The 15836-nt window shown below is 70.6% G+C and carries 15 protein-coding genes; 4 read left to right on the top strand and 11 right to left on the bottom strand.

Annotated features, from left to right (window positions below; all coding sequences use genetic code 11):
* Positions 1 to 16 precede the first annotated feature (16 nt).
* Positions 17 to 1126 (top strand): ABC transporter ATP-binding protein, encoded by a 1110-nt coding sequence (locus U4012_RS13535; RefSeq protein ID WP_257773774.1) that lies wholly within the window; start codon positions 17 to 19, stop codon positions 1124 to 1126.
* 13 nt (positions 1127 to 1139) lie between these two features.
* Here U4012_RS13535 and U4012_RS13530 read toward each other — a convergent pair whose 3' ends face one another.
* The gene (locus U4012_RS13530) at positions 1140 to 2024 is read right to left on the bottom strand and encodes a LysR family transcriptional regulator (RefSeq protein ID WP_321799162.1); all 885 of its coding nucleotides are present in this window, start codon (positions 2022 to 2024) and stop codon (positions 1140 to 1142) included.
* A gap of 113 nt (positions 2025 to 2137) precedes the next feature.
* Here U4012_RS13530 and U4012_RS13525 point away from each other — a divergent pair, with 113 nt between their 5' ends.
* Together U4012_RS13525 and U4012_RS13520 are read left to right on the top strand one after the other, a co-directional pair.
* The gene (locus tag U4012_RS13525; RefSeq protein ID WP_321799160.1) at positions 2138 to 3340 is read left to right on the top strand and encodes a serine hydrolase domain-containing protein; all 1203 of its coding nucleotides are present in this window, start codon (positions 2138 to 2140) and stop codon (positions 3338 to 3340) included.
* The gene (locus tag U4012_RS13520) at positions 3337 to 4575 is read left to right on the top strand and encodes an MFS transporter (RefSeq protein ID WP_321799158.1); all 1239 of its coding nucleotides are present in this window, start codon (positions 3337 to 3339) and stop codon (positions 4573 to 4575) included. Before U4012_RS13525 ends, U4012_RS13520 begins: the two co-directional genes overlap by 4 nt.
* 13 nt (positions 4576 to 4588) lie before the next feature.
* Here the strand turns inward: U4012_RS13520 and U4012_RS13515 are convergent, their stop codons facing one another.
* From U4012_RS13515 to kynB, 7 genes are all read right to left on the bottom strand, one after another.
* On the bottom strand, positions 4589 to 5545 hold the full coding sequence (locus U4012_RS13515) for a sugar-binding transcriptional regulator (RefSeq protein ID WP_044844466.1): 957 nt from the start codon (positions 5543 to 5545) through the stop codon (positions 4589 to 4591).
* 115 nt (positions 5546 to 5660) lie between these two features.
* The gene (xylB, locus tag U4012_RS13510) at positions 5661 to 7142 is read right to left on the bottom strand and encodes a xylulokinase (protein ID WP_044844465.1); all 1482 of its coding nucleotides are present in this window, start codon (positions 7140 to 7142) and stop codon (positions 5661 to 5663) included.
* Between the two features lie 127 nt (positions 7143 to 7269).
* Positions 7270 to 8664, bottom strand: coding sequence for a D-arabinitol 4-dehydrogenase (dalD, locus tag U4012_RS13505; protein WP_321799155.1), 1395 nt, complete (start codon positions 8662 to 8664; stop codon positions 7270 to 7272).
* The gene (locus tag U4012_RS13500) at positions 8661 to 8942 is read right to left on the bottom strand and encodes a hypothetical protein (RefSeq protein WP_321799153.1); all 282 of its coding nucleotides are present in this window, start codon (positions 8940 to 8942) and stop codon (positions 8661 to 8663) included. The genes dalD and U4012_RS13500 overlap by 4 nt, the downstream gene beginning before the upstream one ends.
* A 356-nt stretch (positions 8943 to 9298) precedes the next feature.
* Positions 9299 to 10225, bottom strand: a complete 927-nt coding sequence (gene kynA / locus U4012_RS13495; RefSeq protein ID WP_044844544.1) for a tryptophan 2,3-dioxygenase — start codon at positions 10223 to 10225, stop codon at positions 9299 to 9301.
* A 92-nt stretch (positions 10226 to 10317) separates the two neighbouring features.
* Positions 10318 to 11574, bottom strand: a complete 1257-nt coding sequence (kynU, locus tag U4012_RS13490; RefSeq protein WP_415750377.1) for a kynureninase — start codon at positions 11572 to 11574, stop codon at positions 10318 to 10320.
* A gap of 55 nt (positions 11575 to 11629) precedes the next feature.
* Positions 11630 to 12271 (bottom strand): arylformamidase, encoded by a 642-nt coding sequence (kynB, locus tag U4012_RS13485; protein ID WP_321799151.1) that lies wholly within the window; start codon positions 12269 to 12271, stop codon positions 11630 to 11632.
* 130 nt (positions 12272 to 12401) lie between these two features.
* Here kynB and U4012_RS13480 point away from each other — a divergent pair, with 130 nt between their 5' ends.
* On the top strand, positions 12402 to 12902 hold the full coding sequence (locus U4012_RS13480; RefSeq protein ID WP_044844460.1) for an Lrp/AsnC family transcriptional regulator: 501 nt from the start codon (positions 12402 to 12404) through the stop codon (positions 12900 to 12902).
* Here U4012_RS13480 and U4012_RS13475 read toward each other — a convergent pair.
* The 3 genes from U4012_RS13475 to U4012_RS13465 all read right to left on the bottom strand — a co-directional run bounded on the left by U4012_RS13475 (position 12889) and on the right by U4012_RS13465 (position 15795).
* Positions 12889 to 13398, bottom strand: a complete 510-nt coding sequence (locus tag U4012_RS13475) for a flavin reductase family protein (RefSeq protein ID WP_044844459.1) — start codon at positions 13396 to 13398, stop codon at positions 12889 to 12891. The genes U4012_RS13480 and U4012_RS13475 overlap by 14 nt on opposite strands.
* Before the next feature lie 328 nt (positions 13399 to 13726).
* Positions 13727 to 14392, bottom strand: coding sequence for a hypothetical protein (locus U4012_RS13470; RefSeq protein WP_321799148.1), 666 nt, complete (start codon positions 14390 to 14392; stop codon positions 13727 to 13729).
* Positions 14389 to 15795 (bottom strand): selenium-binding protein SBP56-related protein, encoded by a 1407-nt coding sequence (locus U4012_RS13465; RefSeq protein ID WP_124486957.1) that lies wholly within the window; start codon positions 15793 to 15795, stop codon positions 14389 to 14391. The genes U4012_RS13470 and U4012_RS13465 overlap by 4 nt, the downstream gene beginning before the upstream one ends.
* Positions 15796 to 15836: the final 41 nt, after the last annotated feature.

Raw genomic sequence — 15836 nt, 5'->3', positions numbered from 1 at the left:
CGAACGGAGACAGACCATGGCAAGCGTGCTCCTGCGCAACATCGCGAAGCGCTACGACGACACCGAAGTGCTGCGCAACGTGAACCTCGACATCGCCGACGGCGAATTCGTCGTGTTCGTCGGGCCGAGCGGCTGCGGCAAATCCACGCTGATGCGGATGATCGCCGGGCTCGAGGACATCTCGAGCGGCGAACTGCTGATCGACGGCGCGAAGGTCAACGACGTGCCGAGCGCGAAGCGCGGCATCGCGATGGTGTTCCAGTCGTATGCGCTGTACCCGCACATGACGCTGTACGACAACATGGCGTTCGGCCTGAAGCTCGCCGGCGCGAAGAAGCCCGAGATCGACCAGGCGGTGAAGCAGGCCGCGAAGATCCTGCACATCGACCACCTGCTCGACCGCAAGCCGAAGCAGCTGTCGGGCGGCCAGCGGCAGCGTGTCGCGATCGGCCGCGCGATCACGCGCAAGCCGAAGGTGTTCCTGTTCGACGAGCCGTTGTCGAACCTCGACGCGGCGCTGCGCGTGAAGATGCGGCTGGAGTTCGCGCGGCTGCACGACGAGCTGAAGACCACGATGATCTACGTGACGCACGACCAGGTCGAGGCGATGACGCTCGCCGACAAGATCGTCGTGCTGTCGGGCGGCGCGGTGCAGCAGGTCGGCACGCCGAACGCGCTGTACCACGCGCCGGCCAACCAGTTCGTCGCGGGTTTCATCGGCTCGCCGAAGATGAACTTCCTGAAAGGCACCGTCGAGTCGGTCGACGCGGCCGGCGTGCTGGTGCGCTTCGGCAGCGGCGAGACGCAGCGCGTCGCGGTCGAGGCGGCCGGGCTGCTGCGCGGCGCGGCGGTGACCGTCGGCGTGCGGCCCGAGCATCTGATGGTGGGGCAGGCGGAGACCGGCGTGGCCGCGCGGACGATGGCCGTCGAATCGCTCGGCGATGCCGCGTACCTGTATGCGGAGTCGGCCGTCGCGCCGGACGGGCTGATCGCGCGGATTCCGCCGCTCGATACGTACCGCACCGGCGAGGCGCTGCACGTGCATGCGCAGGCCGAGCACTGCCACCTGTTCGACGAGCACGGCCAGGCGTTCCGGCGCTTGAGCGCGCACGCGAAGGCGGCGTGAGGGTGCGCGCCGGTCAGAGCCGCAGATGCTCGGCCATGTAATCGACGAAGGCGCGCAGTTTCGGCGTCGGATGGCGGCCTGACGGCCACAGGACGTAGATCGGCGTGCAGCTCGCGACGTGTTCGTCGAGCACCGCGCACAGCGTGCCGTCGTCGAGCGCGTCGCGCACGAAGAACTCGGGCAGGCACGCGATGCCGAGCCCGCGCAGCGTGAAGCAGAGGCGCGCTTCCGCGCTGTTGCTGACCATCGCGACCGGCACCTCGGGCGGCGTACTCGCGTGCGGCACGCGCAGCGGCCAGGTCTCGAGCTTGCCGCTGCTCGGAAAGCGGTAGTGCAGGCAGCGGTGCTGCGCGAGATCGGCCGGCGTGCGCGGCGTGCCGCGCCGCGCGAGATAGCCGGGCGACGCGACGAGGTGCTGGCGGAAATGGCGGAGCAGCCGCGACGACAGCCGCGAATCCGTCGGCTGGCCGGTGCGCAGCACCGCGTCGAAGCCTTCCTCGACGACGTCGACGAGGCGGTCGCTGAAATCGATATCGAGTTCGATCTCCGGATACGCGGCCATGAAATCGGCGAGCAGCGGCAGCAGCAGCGTGCCGATCGTCGGCAGGCTCACGCGCAGGCGCCCGCGCGGCGCTTCGGCGCTGTGCGTCAGTTCCTGCTCGGCCGCGTCGATCTCGGCGATCACGCGCCGGCACCGCTCCAGGAAGCGCGTGCCTTCCGCGGTGAGCGTGATGCTGCGCGTGCTGCGGTGAAAGAGGCGCACGTTCAGCCGCGCCTCGAGCCGCGCGATGCGCTTGCCGATCGCCGACGCCGACAGCCCGAGCGCGCGGCCGGCCGCGACGAAACTGCGCGTTTCCGCGACCTGGACGAACACGACGAAGCCGCCAAGATTTTCCATGCTGGTCCCCGATTGCGGACACCGATGTCCGGAGTGTCCGGAACTCTAACCCGGTTTTTCTTCTCGCGCCGGCTCCCTACGATGGGCGTTCCTTCACTGTTCGAGGTCACGCCATGTCATCCCTGCCTGTCACCGCCCACCGCGCCGAACCGGACGCCGACGCCGCGCTGGCCGAGCGCCTCGACGCCGCGCTCGATCGCGCGCTGGCCGATGCGCGCGTGGTCGGCGCGGTCGTGCTGGTCGCCCGCGACGGCCAACTTCGCTATGCGCGCGCGGCCGGTCTCGCCGATCGCGAGGCCGGCACGCCGATGCGGGAGGACACGCTGTTCCGGCTCGCATCGGTGTCGAAGCCGATCGTGACGGCCGCCGCGATGCGGCTGGTCGCGGCGGCGCGCATCGGGCTCGACGAGCCGGTCGCGCGCTGGCTGCCCGCGTTCCGGCCGACGCTGCCCGACGGCACGCCGGCCGACATCACGTTGCGTCATCTGCTGTCGCATACGGCCGGGCTCGGTTACCGCTTCCTCGAAGCCGACGCCGACGGCCCGTATGCGCGTGCCGGCGTGTCCGACGGGATGGACCGCGCGGACCTGTCGCTCGCGGAGAACGTGCGGCGCATCGCCGGCGTGCTGCTGCGGTTCGCGCCCGGCACGTCGTGGGACTACTCGCTCGCGACCGACGTGGTCGGCGCGCTGATCGAGGCGGTCGACGGCCGGCCGCTCGCCGAAGCCGTGGCCGCGCTCGTCACGACGCCGCTCGGGATGACCGACACCGCGTTCTACTCGAATGACGCCGCGCGCTTCGCGACACCGTACGTCAGCACGCCGGGCGCGCCGCGCCGGATGGCCGACGACGATCTCGCGCCGGTGTACGACGGCACGGTCGGCATCCGCTTCGCGCCGGCGCGCGCGTTCGACGCGGCCGCGTGGCCGTCGGGCGGCGCGGGAATGGTGGGCACCGCGCGCGACTGCATGACGTTGCTCGATGCGTTGCGCACCGGCCGCGACGGCTGGCTCGCGCGCCGCTGGATCGACGAGATGTCGCGCGTGCAGCCGGGCGCGCACGACCTGCCGGACGCGCCGGGATTCGGTTTCGGGCTCGGCTTTTCGGTGCTGCGCGATCCGGCGGCCGCGCAGTCGCCGGAGTCGGTCGGCACGTGGCGCTGGGGCGGTGCGTACGGGCATGCGTGGTTCGTCGACCGCGCGGCCGGGCTGACGGTCGTCGCGCTGACCAATACGTTGTACGAAGGGATGCACGGGCGTGTCGTCACCGACGTGCGCGATGCGGTGTACGGCGTCGACGACCGGAGCGCGGCATGAGCGAGTGCGTATCCGTTCCCGACCGCGCTTCCGACCGCGTCTCCGACCCTGCGTCCGGTCTGTCCGCACCGGTGCGCGAACGCCTGCCGGTCGCGAACCTGCTGGCGCTCGCCACCGCCGGGTTCATCACGATCCTCACCGAAGCGTTGCCGGCCGGCTTGCTCCCGCTAATGAGCGTCGACCTGCGCGTGACCGAGGCGCTGATCGGCCAGCTCGTGACCGTCTACGCGCTCGGCTCGATCGTCGCGGCGATCCCGCTCGTCGCCGCGACGCGCGCGATGCGCAGGCGCCGGCTGCTGCTCGCGGCGCTTGCCGGGTTCGTCGTGTCGAATGCGTTGACGGCCGCGTCGCCGTATTACGCGCTCACGCTCGCCGCGCGCTTCGTCGCGGGCATGTCGGCCGGGCTGTTGTGGGCGCTCTTGGCCGGCTATGCGAGCCGGATGGTCGACGCATCGCTGCGCGGCCGGGCGATCGCGGTCGCGATGCTCGGCGCGCCGGTCGCGATGTCGATCGGCATCCCGGCCGGCACCGCGCTCGGCGCGATGTTCGGCTGGCGCATCGCGTTCGCGGGCATCACGGTCGCGGCGCTCGCGCTGATCGGCCGGATCCGGCTGCGCGTGCCCGACTATCCGGGGCAGCCCGCCGGCGCCCGCGAGCCGGTGCTCGGCGTGATCGCACTGCCCGGCGTGCGGCCGGTGCTGGTCGTGATGTTCGCCTATGTGCTCGCGCACAACATGCTGTACACGTACGTTGCGCCGTTCCTTGCCGGCGTGCGGATGGGCGCGCAGGTCGATGCGGTGCTGTTCGTGTTCGGTATCGCGTCGCTGGTCGGCATCGCGCTGACGGGCGCATGGATCGGCGCCGCGCAGCGGCGGCTGACGCTCGCGAGCATCGCGCTGTTCGCGCTTGCGGCGGCGATGCTCGGTGCCGGGTCCGGGATGACGATCGTTTATGCGGGTGTCGCGCTGTGGGGGCTCGCGTTCGGCGGCGCGCCGACGCTGTTCCAGACGGCCACCGCGAACGCGGCGGGCGATGCGGCCGACGTCGCGCAGTCGATGCTCGTGACGGTGTGGAACCTCGCGATCGCGGGCGGCGGCATCGCGGGCGGGATGCTGCTCGGCGCGACGGGCGCGGGCGCGATTCCGTGGGTGCTGGTCGCGCTGCTGGCGGCTGCGTGGCTCGGCGCATGGCGCGCGCGCCGGCATGCGTTTCCGGCGCCGCGCGCGGCCGCGTGAGCGTGCGGCGGCGTCAGGCCGCCTTCGCGTCGAGCGCCGCGCGTGCGCAGGTTTCGTCGGTGACGAGCCCCGACAGCCAGCCGCCGCGCAGCGCGGCGATCACCGCGTCGCGCTTCTTCGGGCCGCCCGCGAACGCGATCGTCGGGCGCTTCGGCGGCGCGTCGAGCGCGACGCTCGTCACGCGCGCGCTCGTCGACACGTCGACGAGCCGGCCCTGCGCATCGATCGGCACGCCGAGCAGTTCGGCCACCGCGCCGAGCGCGGTCATCTCGTCGCGTTCCTGTTCGGTGATGAAGCCGTCTTCATAGAGCGGGCAGTGCGGGCCGATGTTGCCGATCCCGACGAACGCGACGTCGGCCTGCGCCGACAGCGCGTCGACGATCCGGTACAGCCGGTGATTGCACCATTGCGCGCGCTCGGCGTCGCTGTCGGCGAACAGCGGCGCGGGCAGCAGGAAGTGCTTGCCGCCGGTCTTCTCGGAGATGTACTGCGCGACGTCGTAGCGGTTCGACGAGCCGTCGGCCGCGATCGCGCCGACCATCGACACGAGCCGGTGCTGCGGCCGCTCGATCTGCGCGATCTGCGCGACCGCCGCCTTCAGCGTCCGGCCGCTGCTGACGGCGATCACCATCGGGCGCGTCTCGTTCAGGTAGCGCTCCATCACCTGCGCGCCGGCGACCGCGAGCTTGCGGTCGATCGCTTCGGCCGCATCGGCATCGACGGGCACGACTTCGCACATCGTGAGCCCGTAGCGTTTCGACAGCTGCGCGCCGAGCTCGAGGCAGTCGGCGAGCTGGTGATCGACGCGCACGCGGATCAGGTTCTTCTCGACCGCGAACGCGACGAGGCGCTGCGCGACCGGGCGCGACACCTGCAGCTTCTCGGCGATTTCGTTCTGCGTGTCGCCCGCGACGTAGTAGAGCCACGCGGCACGCGTGGCGAGATCGAGTTTTTCTGAGGACTTGGACACGATAGCGGTTCGGTTCGGATCTGGGGGGCCGCCCGCGGACCGGCCGTCGGGCGGCGCAACGGCATCCACTGTAACGCATGCGCGGCGGGCGGCCGACGGCCCCCTGCGTCGCCGCCTACGCGAGCCGCGCGCGCGACGGTTCGTAAAGCGGGCGCACGTGGCGATACAGCGCGCGGAACGCGTCGAGGCGCTCGCGCAGCAGCGCATGACGCGCGGCGTCGGGCACGTATTCGGCGCGCACCGGCGGCTTGGTCAGCACGACTTGCGGATCGCCGCCGACGGCGAGCCAGCCCAGCCGCGCGGCGCCCAGTGCCGCACCTGTTTCGCCGCCGCCGTGCTGGCAGGTGCGCACGTCCAGCGCGTCGGCGATCAGCTGCGCCCAGAACGCGCTGCGCGCGCCGCCGCCGATCAGCGACAGCCGGTCGGTTTCGACGCCGGCCGCGTGCAGCGCGTCGAGGCCGTCCGCGAGGCCGAGCGTCACGCCTTCGAGCACCGCGTAGCCGAGATGCGCGCGCTCGGTCGCATGCGTCATCCCGAAGAACACGCCCTGCGCATACGGATCGTTGTGCGGCGTGCGTTCGCCGGACAGGTAGGGCAGGAACAGCGGCGCCGTCGCGAGTGCGTCCGCGTCGAGCGCCGCGATTTCGGCGAGCAGCGCCGGCTCGTCGGTGCCCGTCAGCTTGCAGACCCAGCGCAGGCAGCTCGCGGCCGACAGCACGACGCTCATCAGTTGCCAGCGATCGGGAATCGCGTGGCAGAACGCATGCACGGCCGATGCCGGATTCGGCATGAAGCGGTCGCCGACCACGCTCAGCACGCCCGACGTGCCGAGCGACACGAAGCCGTCGCCCGCGTGGATCGCGCCGATGCCGAGCGCGCTCGTCGCGTTGTCGCCGCCGCCGCCCGCCACCACGACGGCCTCCGACAGCCCGAGTTCGCGCGCGACGTCGGCGCGCAGCGTGCCGGACGGCGCATTGCCTTCGACGATGCGCGGCATCTGGGCGCGCGTCATGTCGCACGCGGCGAGCAGCGCGTCGGACCAGTCGCGGCGCGCGACGTCGAGCCACAACGTGCCGGCCGCGTCGGACGGATCGGACACCTTCGCGCCGGTGAGCCGGAAGCGCAGGTAGTCCTTCGGCATCAGCACGCAGGCCGTTGCCGCGAACACGTCGGGCTCGTGCTTCGCGACCCACAGCAGTTTCGGCGCGGTGAAGCCGGGCATCGCGAGGTTGCCGGCCAGCGCGTGGAGATCGGGCGCGCGTTCGGTGAGCAGCGCGCATTCGTCGGCGCTGCGCATGTCGTTCCACAGGATCGCGGGGCGCAGCACGCGGTCGTCGCGGCCGAGCAGCACCGCGCCGTGCATCTGGCCCGACAGGCCGATCCCGCGCACCTGCGCGAAGGCCTGCGGATGCCGTTCGCGCAGCGCCGCGAGCGCGGCGAGCGTGCCTTGCCACCAGTCGTCCGGATGCTGTTCGGCCCAGCGCGGGTGCGGCCGCGACACGCTGAACGGCGTGCCGGCGGTGCCGACCACGGTGCCGTCCGGAGCAAGCAGCAGCACCTTCACTTCCGAGGTGCCGAGGTCGATGCCGAGATACATGAGCGATCCGTTCCGTCAGTGAGGAGCCGTTACTTTAGCCGCACGCGCGCGCGCCTGCCAACGCAGGTTCGCCCGGATGCGCGGCCGCTCGCGGGCGGCCGGCTGCGAGGCCGCGGGCCGCCGTGCGTCAGCGCTGCGCGAGCCATGCGTCGACGCGTGCGAGCCCGGCGCGCAGCGCGTCGAACAACGCCGCGTTGCCGGCGAGCGAGCCCCACAGCGCGCGGCTCGCGCACAGCGCGACGACCGGGTCGTCGGCCTCGACGATCGCCCGCGCGGCGCCGTCGTCCATCACGCCGTCCTGGTACGCATACGGCAGCAAGCCGCGCGCCCAGCGTTCGAGAAAGCGCAGGAACAGCGCCGGCAGCACCGCGGTGGCGACCGGCGCCGCGCCGCGTGCGAGCGATTCGGCGAGCGTCGGCGCGATGAAGCCGGGAATCTTCGAGAAGCCGTCGGCCGCGACGCGCTGGTTCGTGTCCAGCACGTACGGATTGCCGAACCGTTCGAGCACGACGTCGCGGTAGCGCCAGAGATCGAGCGGGCTCGGGCTGAGACACGGGATCACGTCCTGCGTCACGTAGTCGTGCGCGAAGCGGCGGATCGCCGCGTCGTGCGTGCCTTCGTGGATGTACGTGTGGCCCGCGAGCGTGCCGGCCCACGCGATGCAGCTGTGCGTCGCGTTGAGGATGCGGATCTTCGCTTCCTCGTACGGATGCACGTCGTCGACGAGTTCCGCGCCGGCCAGCTCCCAGCGCGGCCGGCCCGCCGCGAAGCGGTCCTCGATCACCCACTGGATGAAGGACTCGCCCATCACCGGGCACGCGTCGTCGACGCCGGTTGCCGCGCGCACCCGTTCGCGCACGTCGGCGGTCGGACGCGGCGTGATGCGGTCGACCATCGCGCTCGGCGTCGCGACGTGCGCATCGAACCATGCGAGCAGATCGGCCTCGCCGCGGCGTTCGAGGAATTCGCGCATGCCCGCGCGAAAGCGCGCGCCGTTGTTGCGCAGGTTGTCGCAGCTCTGCAGCGTGAGCGGGCCCGCGCCGCGTTTCGCGCGTTCGGCGAGCAGCGCCGCGAGCGCGCCGTACAGCGTCGTGCGCGCGCCTTGCAGGTCGGCCGCGAGATCGGCGTTCGCGAGGTCGAGCCGGTTGTGTTCGTCGAGGTAGTAGCCACCTTCGGTGACGGTGAACGACACGATCCGGCACGCGGGGTCGGCGCCGGCGTCGATCAGCGCGGCGAGATCGATCGACCACGGCAGCACGCGCGAGATCGCGCGGACCGTCTCGTACGCGCGCTCGCCCTGCGGCGTGACGGTTTCGAGCGTGTAGGCGCCGTGCTGCGCGGCGAGCGCGTCCATCGTCGCGCGCATGTCGTCGCGGATGTTGCCGACGGTCAGCGACCAGCGTTCGTCGGCCGGCACGGCCGCGTTCACGCGGTGCAGATACCACGCCTGGTGCGCGCGGTGGAACGAGCCTGCGCCGATGTGCAGCAGCACGGGCGCGTGGGCGGAGGGCGATTCGCTCATCCGGTGTCTCCTGTTCGTGCCAGTCTTTCCTGTCGAATACGATCATTTGCTCTTTGTGTGATCGAATGATCGTATTCGGGCGAACGAAAGTCAAGGCGCGGACGCGGCATTTCGATGGTGCGCTGCGGCGGCGCGTGGGAGTGGGCGGGGCGGAAGCGGAGGCGGAAGGCGGAAGGCGTCAGCGTCTGTCGCGCATCGATGCGACGAGTTCGTCGAGCAGCGAGCTTGCCGACCGGCCCCGACAGGATACCGAGGCGCTGTCGGAACGCGGTGAGCATGCGCAGCGGATGGTGCGGCGCCGCAACGATATGGCGATATGCCGGCGATCGGCACGGCGGCACGGCGGCACGGCGGTTCGTCGATACGTCGATACGTCGGTATGTCGGTACGTCGGTACGTCGGTACGTCGGCCCGTCGGCCCGTCGGCCCGTCGGAAACGCGGCGACCGCGTCGGCATCGGATCCCGCGCGCGGACGGCGCGAGACCGATCCCGTGCGTGCCCGGCCGCCCTTGTGCGAGCCGGCCGCGCAGGCCGCGCCGGCACATTCCGCGGCTCGCGCACGAACGCGCGTTGCCGCGCGAAGGGGAGGCGCCGGCCCGCACGTCGTCGTGACGCGCGGGCGCGAGGCGTGCGTTACAGCGTGGTGCGCACGTGCCAGAGCTCGGGGAACAGCACGACGTCGAGCATCTTGCGCAGATACGGCGCGCCGCTCGTGCCGCCGGTGCCCTGCTTGAAGCCGATGATGCGCTCGACGGTCGTCACGTGACGGAAGCGCCACTGGCGGAACGCATCCTCGAGATCGACGAGTTCCTCGGCCATCTCGTAGAGCTCCCAGTGCTGCTGCGGGTGACGATAGACCTCGAGCCACGCGGCCTCGACCGTTTCGTCGTGACGCATCGGCTGCGTCCAGTCGCGCTCGAGCCGTTCCGGCGCGATCGGGAAACCGCGCCGCGCGAGCAGGCGCACGACCTCGTCGTAGAACGACGGCGCCTCGAGCGTCGCGCGCACCTGTTCGAGGATGTCGGGCCGGTGCGCATGCGGCTGCAGCATCTGCACGTTCTTGTTGCCGAGCAGGAATTCGAGCTGCCGGTACTGGTACGACTGGAAGCCCGACGACTGGCCGAGATACGGCCGCATCGCCGAATACTCGGACGGCGTCATCGTCGACAGCACGTTCCACGCCTGCACGAGCTGCTCGAGGATCCGCGACACGCGCGCGAGCATCTTGAACGCGGGCGGCAGCGCGTCGCCGCGCACCGCGTCGAGCGCGCCGCGCAGCTCGAACAGCGCGAGCTTCATCCACAGCTCGCTCGTCTGATGCTGGATGATGAACAGCATCTCGTTGTGATCGGGCGACAGCGGATGCTGCGCGTCGAGGATCGCATTCAGCGACAGGTAGTCGCCGTAGCTCATCGACTTCGAGAAATCGAGCTGCGCATCGTGCCAGCCGGCTTGAGCGGTGGCTTCGCCGGGCACGTGTGGCGCTTCATGAGCCGGTTGGGCCGCGCGTGCGCCCGAGAACGGGCAGCCCGCCGGCGCATCGTCGCCGGGTGGCTGAATATGACCAGAATTCACGACTTTCTCCAGATTTGAATGACGGGGCGCGGCGCGCAATCCGCACGTCGCGGCGGCGCGCGCCGGGCTGGAAGCGGTCAGGTCACCGCGCCGCGCTCGGCGAACTCGGGCGCCTTCCACGCGTCGGTGGCGAGGATGTCGCGCAGCGTCTCGACGGCATCCCACACGTCGACGAAGCGCGTATAGAGCGGCGTGAAGCCGAAGCGCAGCACGTAAGGCTCGCGGTAGTCGCCGATCACGCCGCGCGCGATCAGCGCCTGCATCACCTCGTAGCCGTGCGGATGCTCGAAGCTCGCCTGCGAGCCGCGCTGGTGATGCGCGCGCGGCGTGACGAGCTTCAGCGACAGGCCCGCGCAGCGCGTTTCGACGAGCGCGATGAACGCGTCGGTCAGCGCGAGCGACTTGCGGCGGATCGCGTGCATGTCGGTCTGCAGGAACACGTCGAGCCCGCATTCGACCATCGACATCGACACGATCGGCTGCGTGCCGCACAGGAAGCGCGCGATGCCCGGATCGGGCGCGAAGGCCGGCTGCATCGCGAACGGCGCGCGGTGGCCCCACCAGCCCGACAGCGGCTGCGAGAAATGCGCGAGATGGCGCTGCGGCACCCACACGAAGGCCGGCGAACCGGGGCCGCCGTTCAGGTACTTGTACGTGCAGCCGACCGCGCCGTCCGCGTGCGCGCCGTTCAGGTCGACCGGCACCGCGCCGGCTGAATGCGCGAGATCCCACAGCATCAGCGCGCCCGAATCGTGCACGAGCTGCGTGACGGCCGGCATGTCGTGCATGTAGCCGGTGCGGTAGTTCACGTGCGTGATCATCGCGACGGCCGTGTCCGCGCCGAGCGCGTCGGGCAGGTCCGCCGGATCGTCGATCAGGCGCAGCTCGTAGCCGCCGCCGAGCTGTTCGATCAGCCCTTGCGCGATGTACAGGTCGGTCGGGAAGTTCGAGCGCTCCGACACGATCACGCGGCGCTCCGGCGCGCGTTCGGCCTGGTGGCGCAGCATCGCCGACAGCAGCTTGAACAGGTTGATCGAGATGGTGTCGGTCACGACGGTTTCGCCGGGCGCGCCGCCGATCAGCGTCGCGAGCTTGTCGCCGAGGCGGCGCGGCAGCGCGAACCAGCCGGCGGTGTTCCAGCTGCGGATCAGGCCTTCGCCCCATTCGGCGCCGATCACCTGTTGCGCGCGGGCGGCCGATGCGCGCGGCTGCGCGCCGAGCGAGTTGCCGTCGAGATAGATCACGCCGTCGGGCAGCGCGAACTGGTCGCGCAGCGCGGCGAGCGGGTCGTCGCGGTCGATGGCGAGCGCGTCTTCACGGGTCTTGATGATCATGATGTCGGGTCAGTAGTTCGCGGACGAGTGGTTCGCGGGTCGATGGTTGGATGAATCAGGAGGACCGGCCGGGCAGCGCGCGCAGCACCGCACGCACGGGGCTCGCGTCGAGCGTCGCGAACTTCAGCGGCAGCGCGATCAGTTCGTAGTCGCCGGGCGGCACGTCGTCGAGCACGATCCCTTCGAGGATCGCCATCCGGTGCGTGCGCACGCGGTGATGTGCATCCATGGTCTTCGATTCCTGCGGGTCGAGCGACGGCGTATCGATGCCGATCAGCTTGACGCCGTGCGCGGCGAGCAGGTCGACGGTCTCGGGCGCGACCGCGCAGAAGCTGCTGTCCCATTGCGCGACGCTGGCGCGCGCATAGGTGCGCAGCAGCACGCGCGGCGGCACGCCGGCGAGCGCGGCCTCGAGGTCGGCCGGGCGCACGACCGGCGACGCGCCGATGCAGTGGATCACGCGGCACGGGCCGAGATAGGTGTCGAGCGGCACCGCGCCGATCGGCGCGCCGTCGGCGTCGTAGTGGAGCGGCGCGTCGCAGTGCGCGCCGGTATGCGGCGACAGCGTCAGGCGCGCGACGTTGACCGGCGAGCCGGCCTCCATCCGCCATACGCGTTCGACGGAAACCGGCGTGTCGCCCGGCCACACGGGGGTGGCGGGGCTGACGGGCGGCGAGATGTCCCAGAGTGTGTCCATGGCATGACGAGTCGGTGAATCGATGCTTCGAATGATAGGTGGACGCTCGCAGAAAGTGCTTGCGAAATAAACATGGACAATCCGCCCGATTGGCAGATAATTCGACTCAGAGGGAAAACGGGGACCAAAAATGCACGCGATCACGCTCGATGCCACCGACTGCCGGATTCTGGCGGTCCTGCAGGAAGAGGGCAGAATCAGCAATCTCGATCTGGCGGAGCGCATCTCGCTTTCGCCATCCGCCTGTCTGCGCCGGATGCGCCTGCTCGAGGAGCAGGGCGTGATCGAGCACTATCGCGCGTGCCTGAGCCGCGAGAAGCTCGGCTTCGAGCTCGAGGCGTTCGTGCAGGTGTCGATGCGCAACGAAGAGAATCAATGGCACGAGCGCTTCGCGGAGGCGCTGCGCGAATGGCCGGAGGTGGTCGGCGCGTTCGTCGTGACGGGCGAGAGCCACTACCTGCTGCGCGTGCTCGCACACAACCTCAAGCACTATTCGGATTTCGTGCTGAACCGGCTCTACAAGGCGCCGGGCGTGATGGACATCCGTTCGAACATCGTGCTGCAGACGCTGAAGGACGAAGCGGGCGCGCCGGTCGGGCTGGCGCGCATGGGGGCGATCAAAGCGGTGTGAGGCCGTGGAAGCCGCCGCCGTGGAACACGAGCGGCGGAGCGGCATCCGACACGGCACGCACGCCGCAGCGTTCCACTTCGCCGACGAAGATCACATGGTCGCCTTCGTCGTAGCGGCTGCGGTTGTGGCATTCGAACCACGCGAGCGCACCGTCGAGCACCGGCATGCCCGAGTTGCCGGCCGCGTGCGCGATCCCTTCGAAGCGGTCGCCCTTGTAGGTCGAGAAGCGCTTGCACAGGTCGAGTTGCGACGCCGCGAGCACGTTCACCACGTAATGGCTGTTGCTGCGGAACACCGGCGTCGACGCCGATTTGTGCGCGAGGCTCCACAGCACGAGCGGCGGATCGAGCGACACCGAGTTGAACGAGCTCGCGGTGATGCCGATCAGCTGTCCGGACGGCGCACGCGTCGTGATGACCGTGACGCCGGTCGCGAACTGGCCGAGCGCCTGGCGAAAGGCGGCCGAGTCGAAATCGGGCGGGGTGGCATGCTTCATCGGGCGGCCATCCGGATCGAAACGGACAGGCGCGGCGCGCGGCGGGTGCGGGAGGCGCGGCGGACGAAAGGCGGCAAGGCCAGGGCGGTCGGTCGGGAAGTGGTGCGCATGGCGCGATTTTAGCGGAATCGCGACCGCCGGGCCCGTGCGGACGGTGCATTGCGGGGCCAGCGTGAGGTAGCGAACACAGTCGCGCGGCGCCGCGATCGGGCCGGCGGCGGCGTTTCAGGCGCGTTTTATCGCGTGCGGTCGGTGGCCCGCCCATGCGGCAGGCCCTCCGCCACGCCCTGCATCACGCGCGACCGCCGCGGCAGCCATCGCGCGTGCGCTACCGCGCCGCCGCCAGCCCGAGCGACAGCGCACCCGTCAGGATCAGGCTCGACGCCCACACCGCATCGAGGTTGAACCAGCTCCGCGCGACGAACTTCAGCCCGAGATAGCGGTACACGAGCCACGCGAGCACGCCGCCCGTGCCGATCATCGCGGCCGCGTGCACGGCCGCGACGACGAGCGCCATCCCGAGATGCGCGTCGACGAGCGTGGCCGCCGCGCGATGGCCGGTGTCCGAGTCGAGCCCGCAAAGCCCCAGATAGATCGGCACCAGCATCAGCCCGGCGCCGTGCGCGAGCGCGACCGCGAACGACCACAGCCCGAGCCGCGCGGGCGGAATCCGGGCGAGTGCACGCGGGTGGCGCCGCCGGATCAGCAGCACCGCGCCGAAGCCGATCACGAGCGCGCTCGCGCCGATCCGGATCGCCGTCTGCCACGCGAGCAGCGCGGCGAGCAGCCCGAACGGCAGCATCACCATGAATACCGCGAGCGCATGGCCGAGCGCGAGATAGCCGAGCGCCGCGACGAGCGCGCCGCCGCGGCGCGTCATCAACGCGTTCGACACCGCGAGCGGCCAGCCCATCGCCGGATTGAGCCCGTGATAGACGCCGCTCGCGAGCACGGCCGCCCACAGCGCGAGCGGCGCGGAGAGGCCGGCGCTCAACGCTTGACCGACGGGTAGCAGAACGAGTCGGTCGAGCAGTCGCCGCCTTCCAGCCGGATCTGGTGCGCGCGATAGCCGTCGGGGAACTCGACCCAGTAGTCGTCGGCGAGCGTCAGCCCGCCGTCCGGCCCCGCGTGCGCGAGCACCTGCGCGGCCGGCACGCCGTCCGGATAGAACTGGTCGTCCCACGTCGAGTAGAGCGAGTTGGTCCAGTACACGCGCCGGCCGTCGCGACTGATTTCCACCATCTGCGGGCCGCCGGCGAACGCGCGGCCGTTCGAGTGCGGCGCGCGGCGCACGATCCCGCCGATGCGCACCGACCCGGCGAGCACCGGGTGACGCGGATCCGACACGTCGTACTGACGCATCTCGCCCGTGCCCCAGCACGACACATACAGGAAGCGGTCGTCGAGCGACAGGTCGATGTCGGTCACGAGCGGCGGCACCGCGCCGAATCCCTGGAGCAGCGGCGGCAGTTCGTCGGCGGCGGCCGGCTCGGGCGGAATCGTCGCGGTCTTCTCCACATGGAACTGGCCGTCCTCGCGCCACCAGGTCCAGATCGACCCTTCGAGATTGGTCGTGTCGACCACGACGCCGACGAACCCGTATTCGCGCACGGGATCGTGCGCGGGCCGCACTTCGAGCGCCATCTGGTGCTGCGCGCCGAGATCGATCGTCTGCACGTTGCGCCGCGCGCGCAGGTCCCAGAAATGCAGCCGGTGGCCGTAGCGGTTCGCGAGCAGGTCTTCCGGCACGATGCCGTTCTCGAATTGCGGCGGCAGCGCCCATTCGCTCGACACCATGTAGTCGCGCGGCAGGTTCCACCAGAAGTCGTAATGCTTGTCCTGCGGGCCGCGGTCGATTTCCCAGCGGCCGAGCACGTCGAAGGTCTCGCAGTCCATGATGAAGATGCCGGGCGCGCCGTCGGTGCCGTCCGGACCCGCGCCGCCGAGCGTGCTCACGTAGATGCCCTCGGGGCCGCAATGAACCGTGTGCGGCCGCGAATAGCCGGTCTTCGCGAACACCTCGCCGGGCTCGATGATCTTGTGGATGCGCGCCTGCGTCGGGTGCGGCTTCGTGTCGATCACGTAGATCCGCGACGAGCGCAGGCCCGGGATGATCAGGAAGCGGCGCTCGAGAAACGCGTGACCGGTCAGCGGCGACAGCGACGACGAGCATGCATTCCAGCCGAAGTGGTGGAATTCGTCGCCGGTGTTCGGCATCGTCACCGTGTGCACGATCTTGCCGTAGGTCGCCGAGCCGGGTTTCACGTCGATCACGGCGAGCGCGTCGGGCCTGGAAAAATCGGGGCTCAGCAACAACGTATAGGCAAACTCTTCCGCCGGCGCCTGCATCGCAAGTTCCGGCGAAGCGTGAAAGGTCGGGTCAGGCCGCATGCTCATCGTGGTGCCTCTCTCGGTTGTATCGGATCACGGGCGCACGG

Origin of the sequence: Burkholderia sp. BCC1988, from assembly GCF_905339895.1 — a bacterium.
In the GTDB taxonomy this organism is placed as follows: Bacteria; Pseudomonadota; Gammaproteobacteria; order Burkholderiales; family Burkholderiaceae; genus Burkholderia.
The sequence above is the reverse complement of the archived record's forward strand: the minus strand, read 5'-3'. Positions and strand labels throughout refer to the sequence as shown.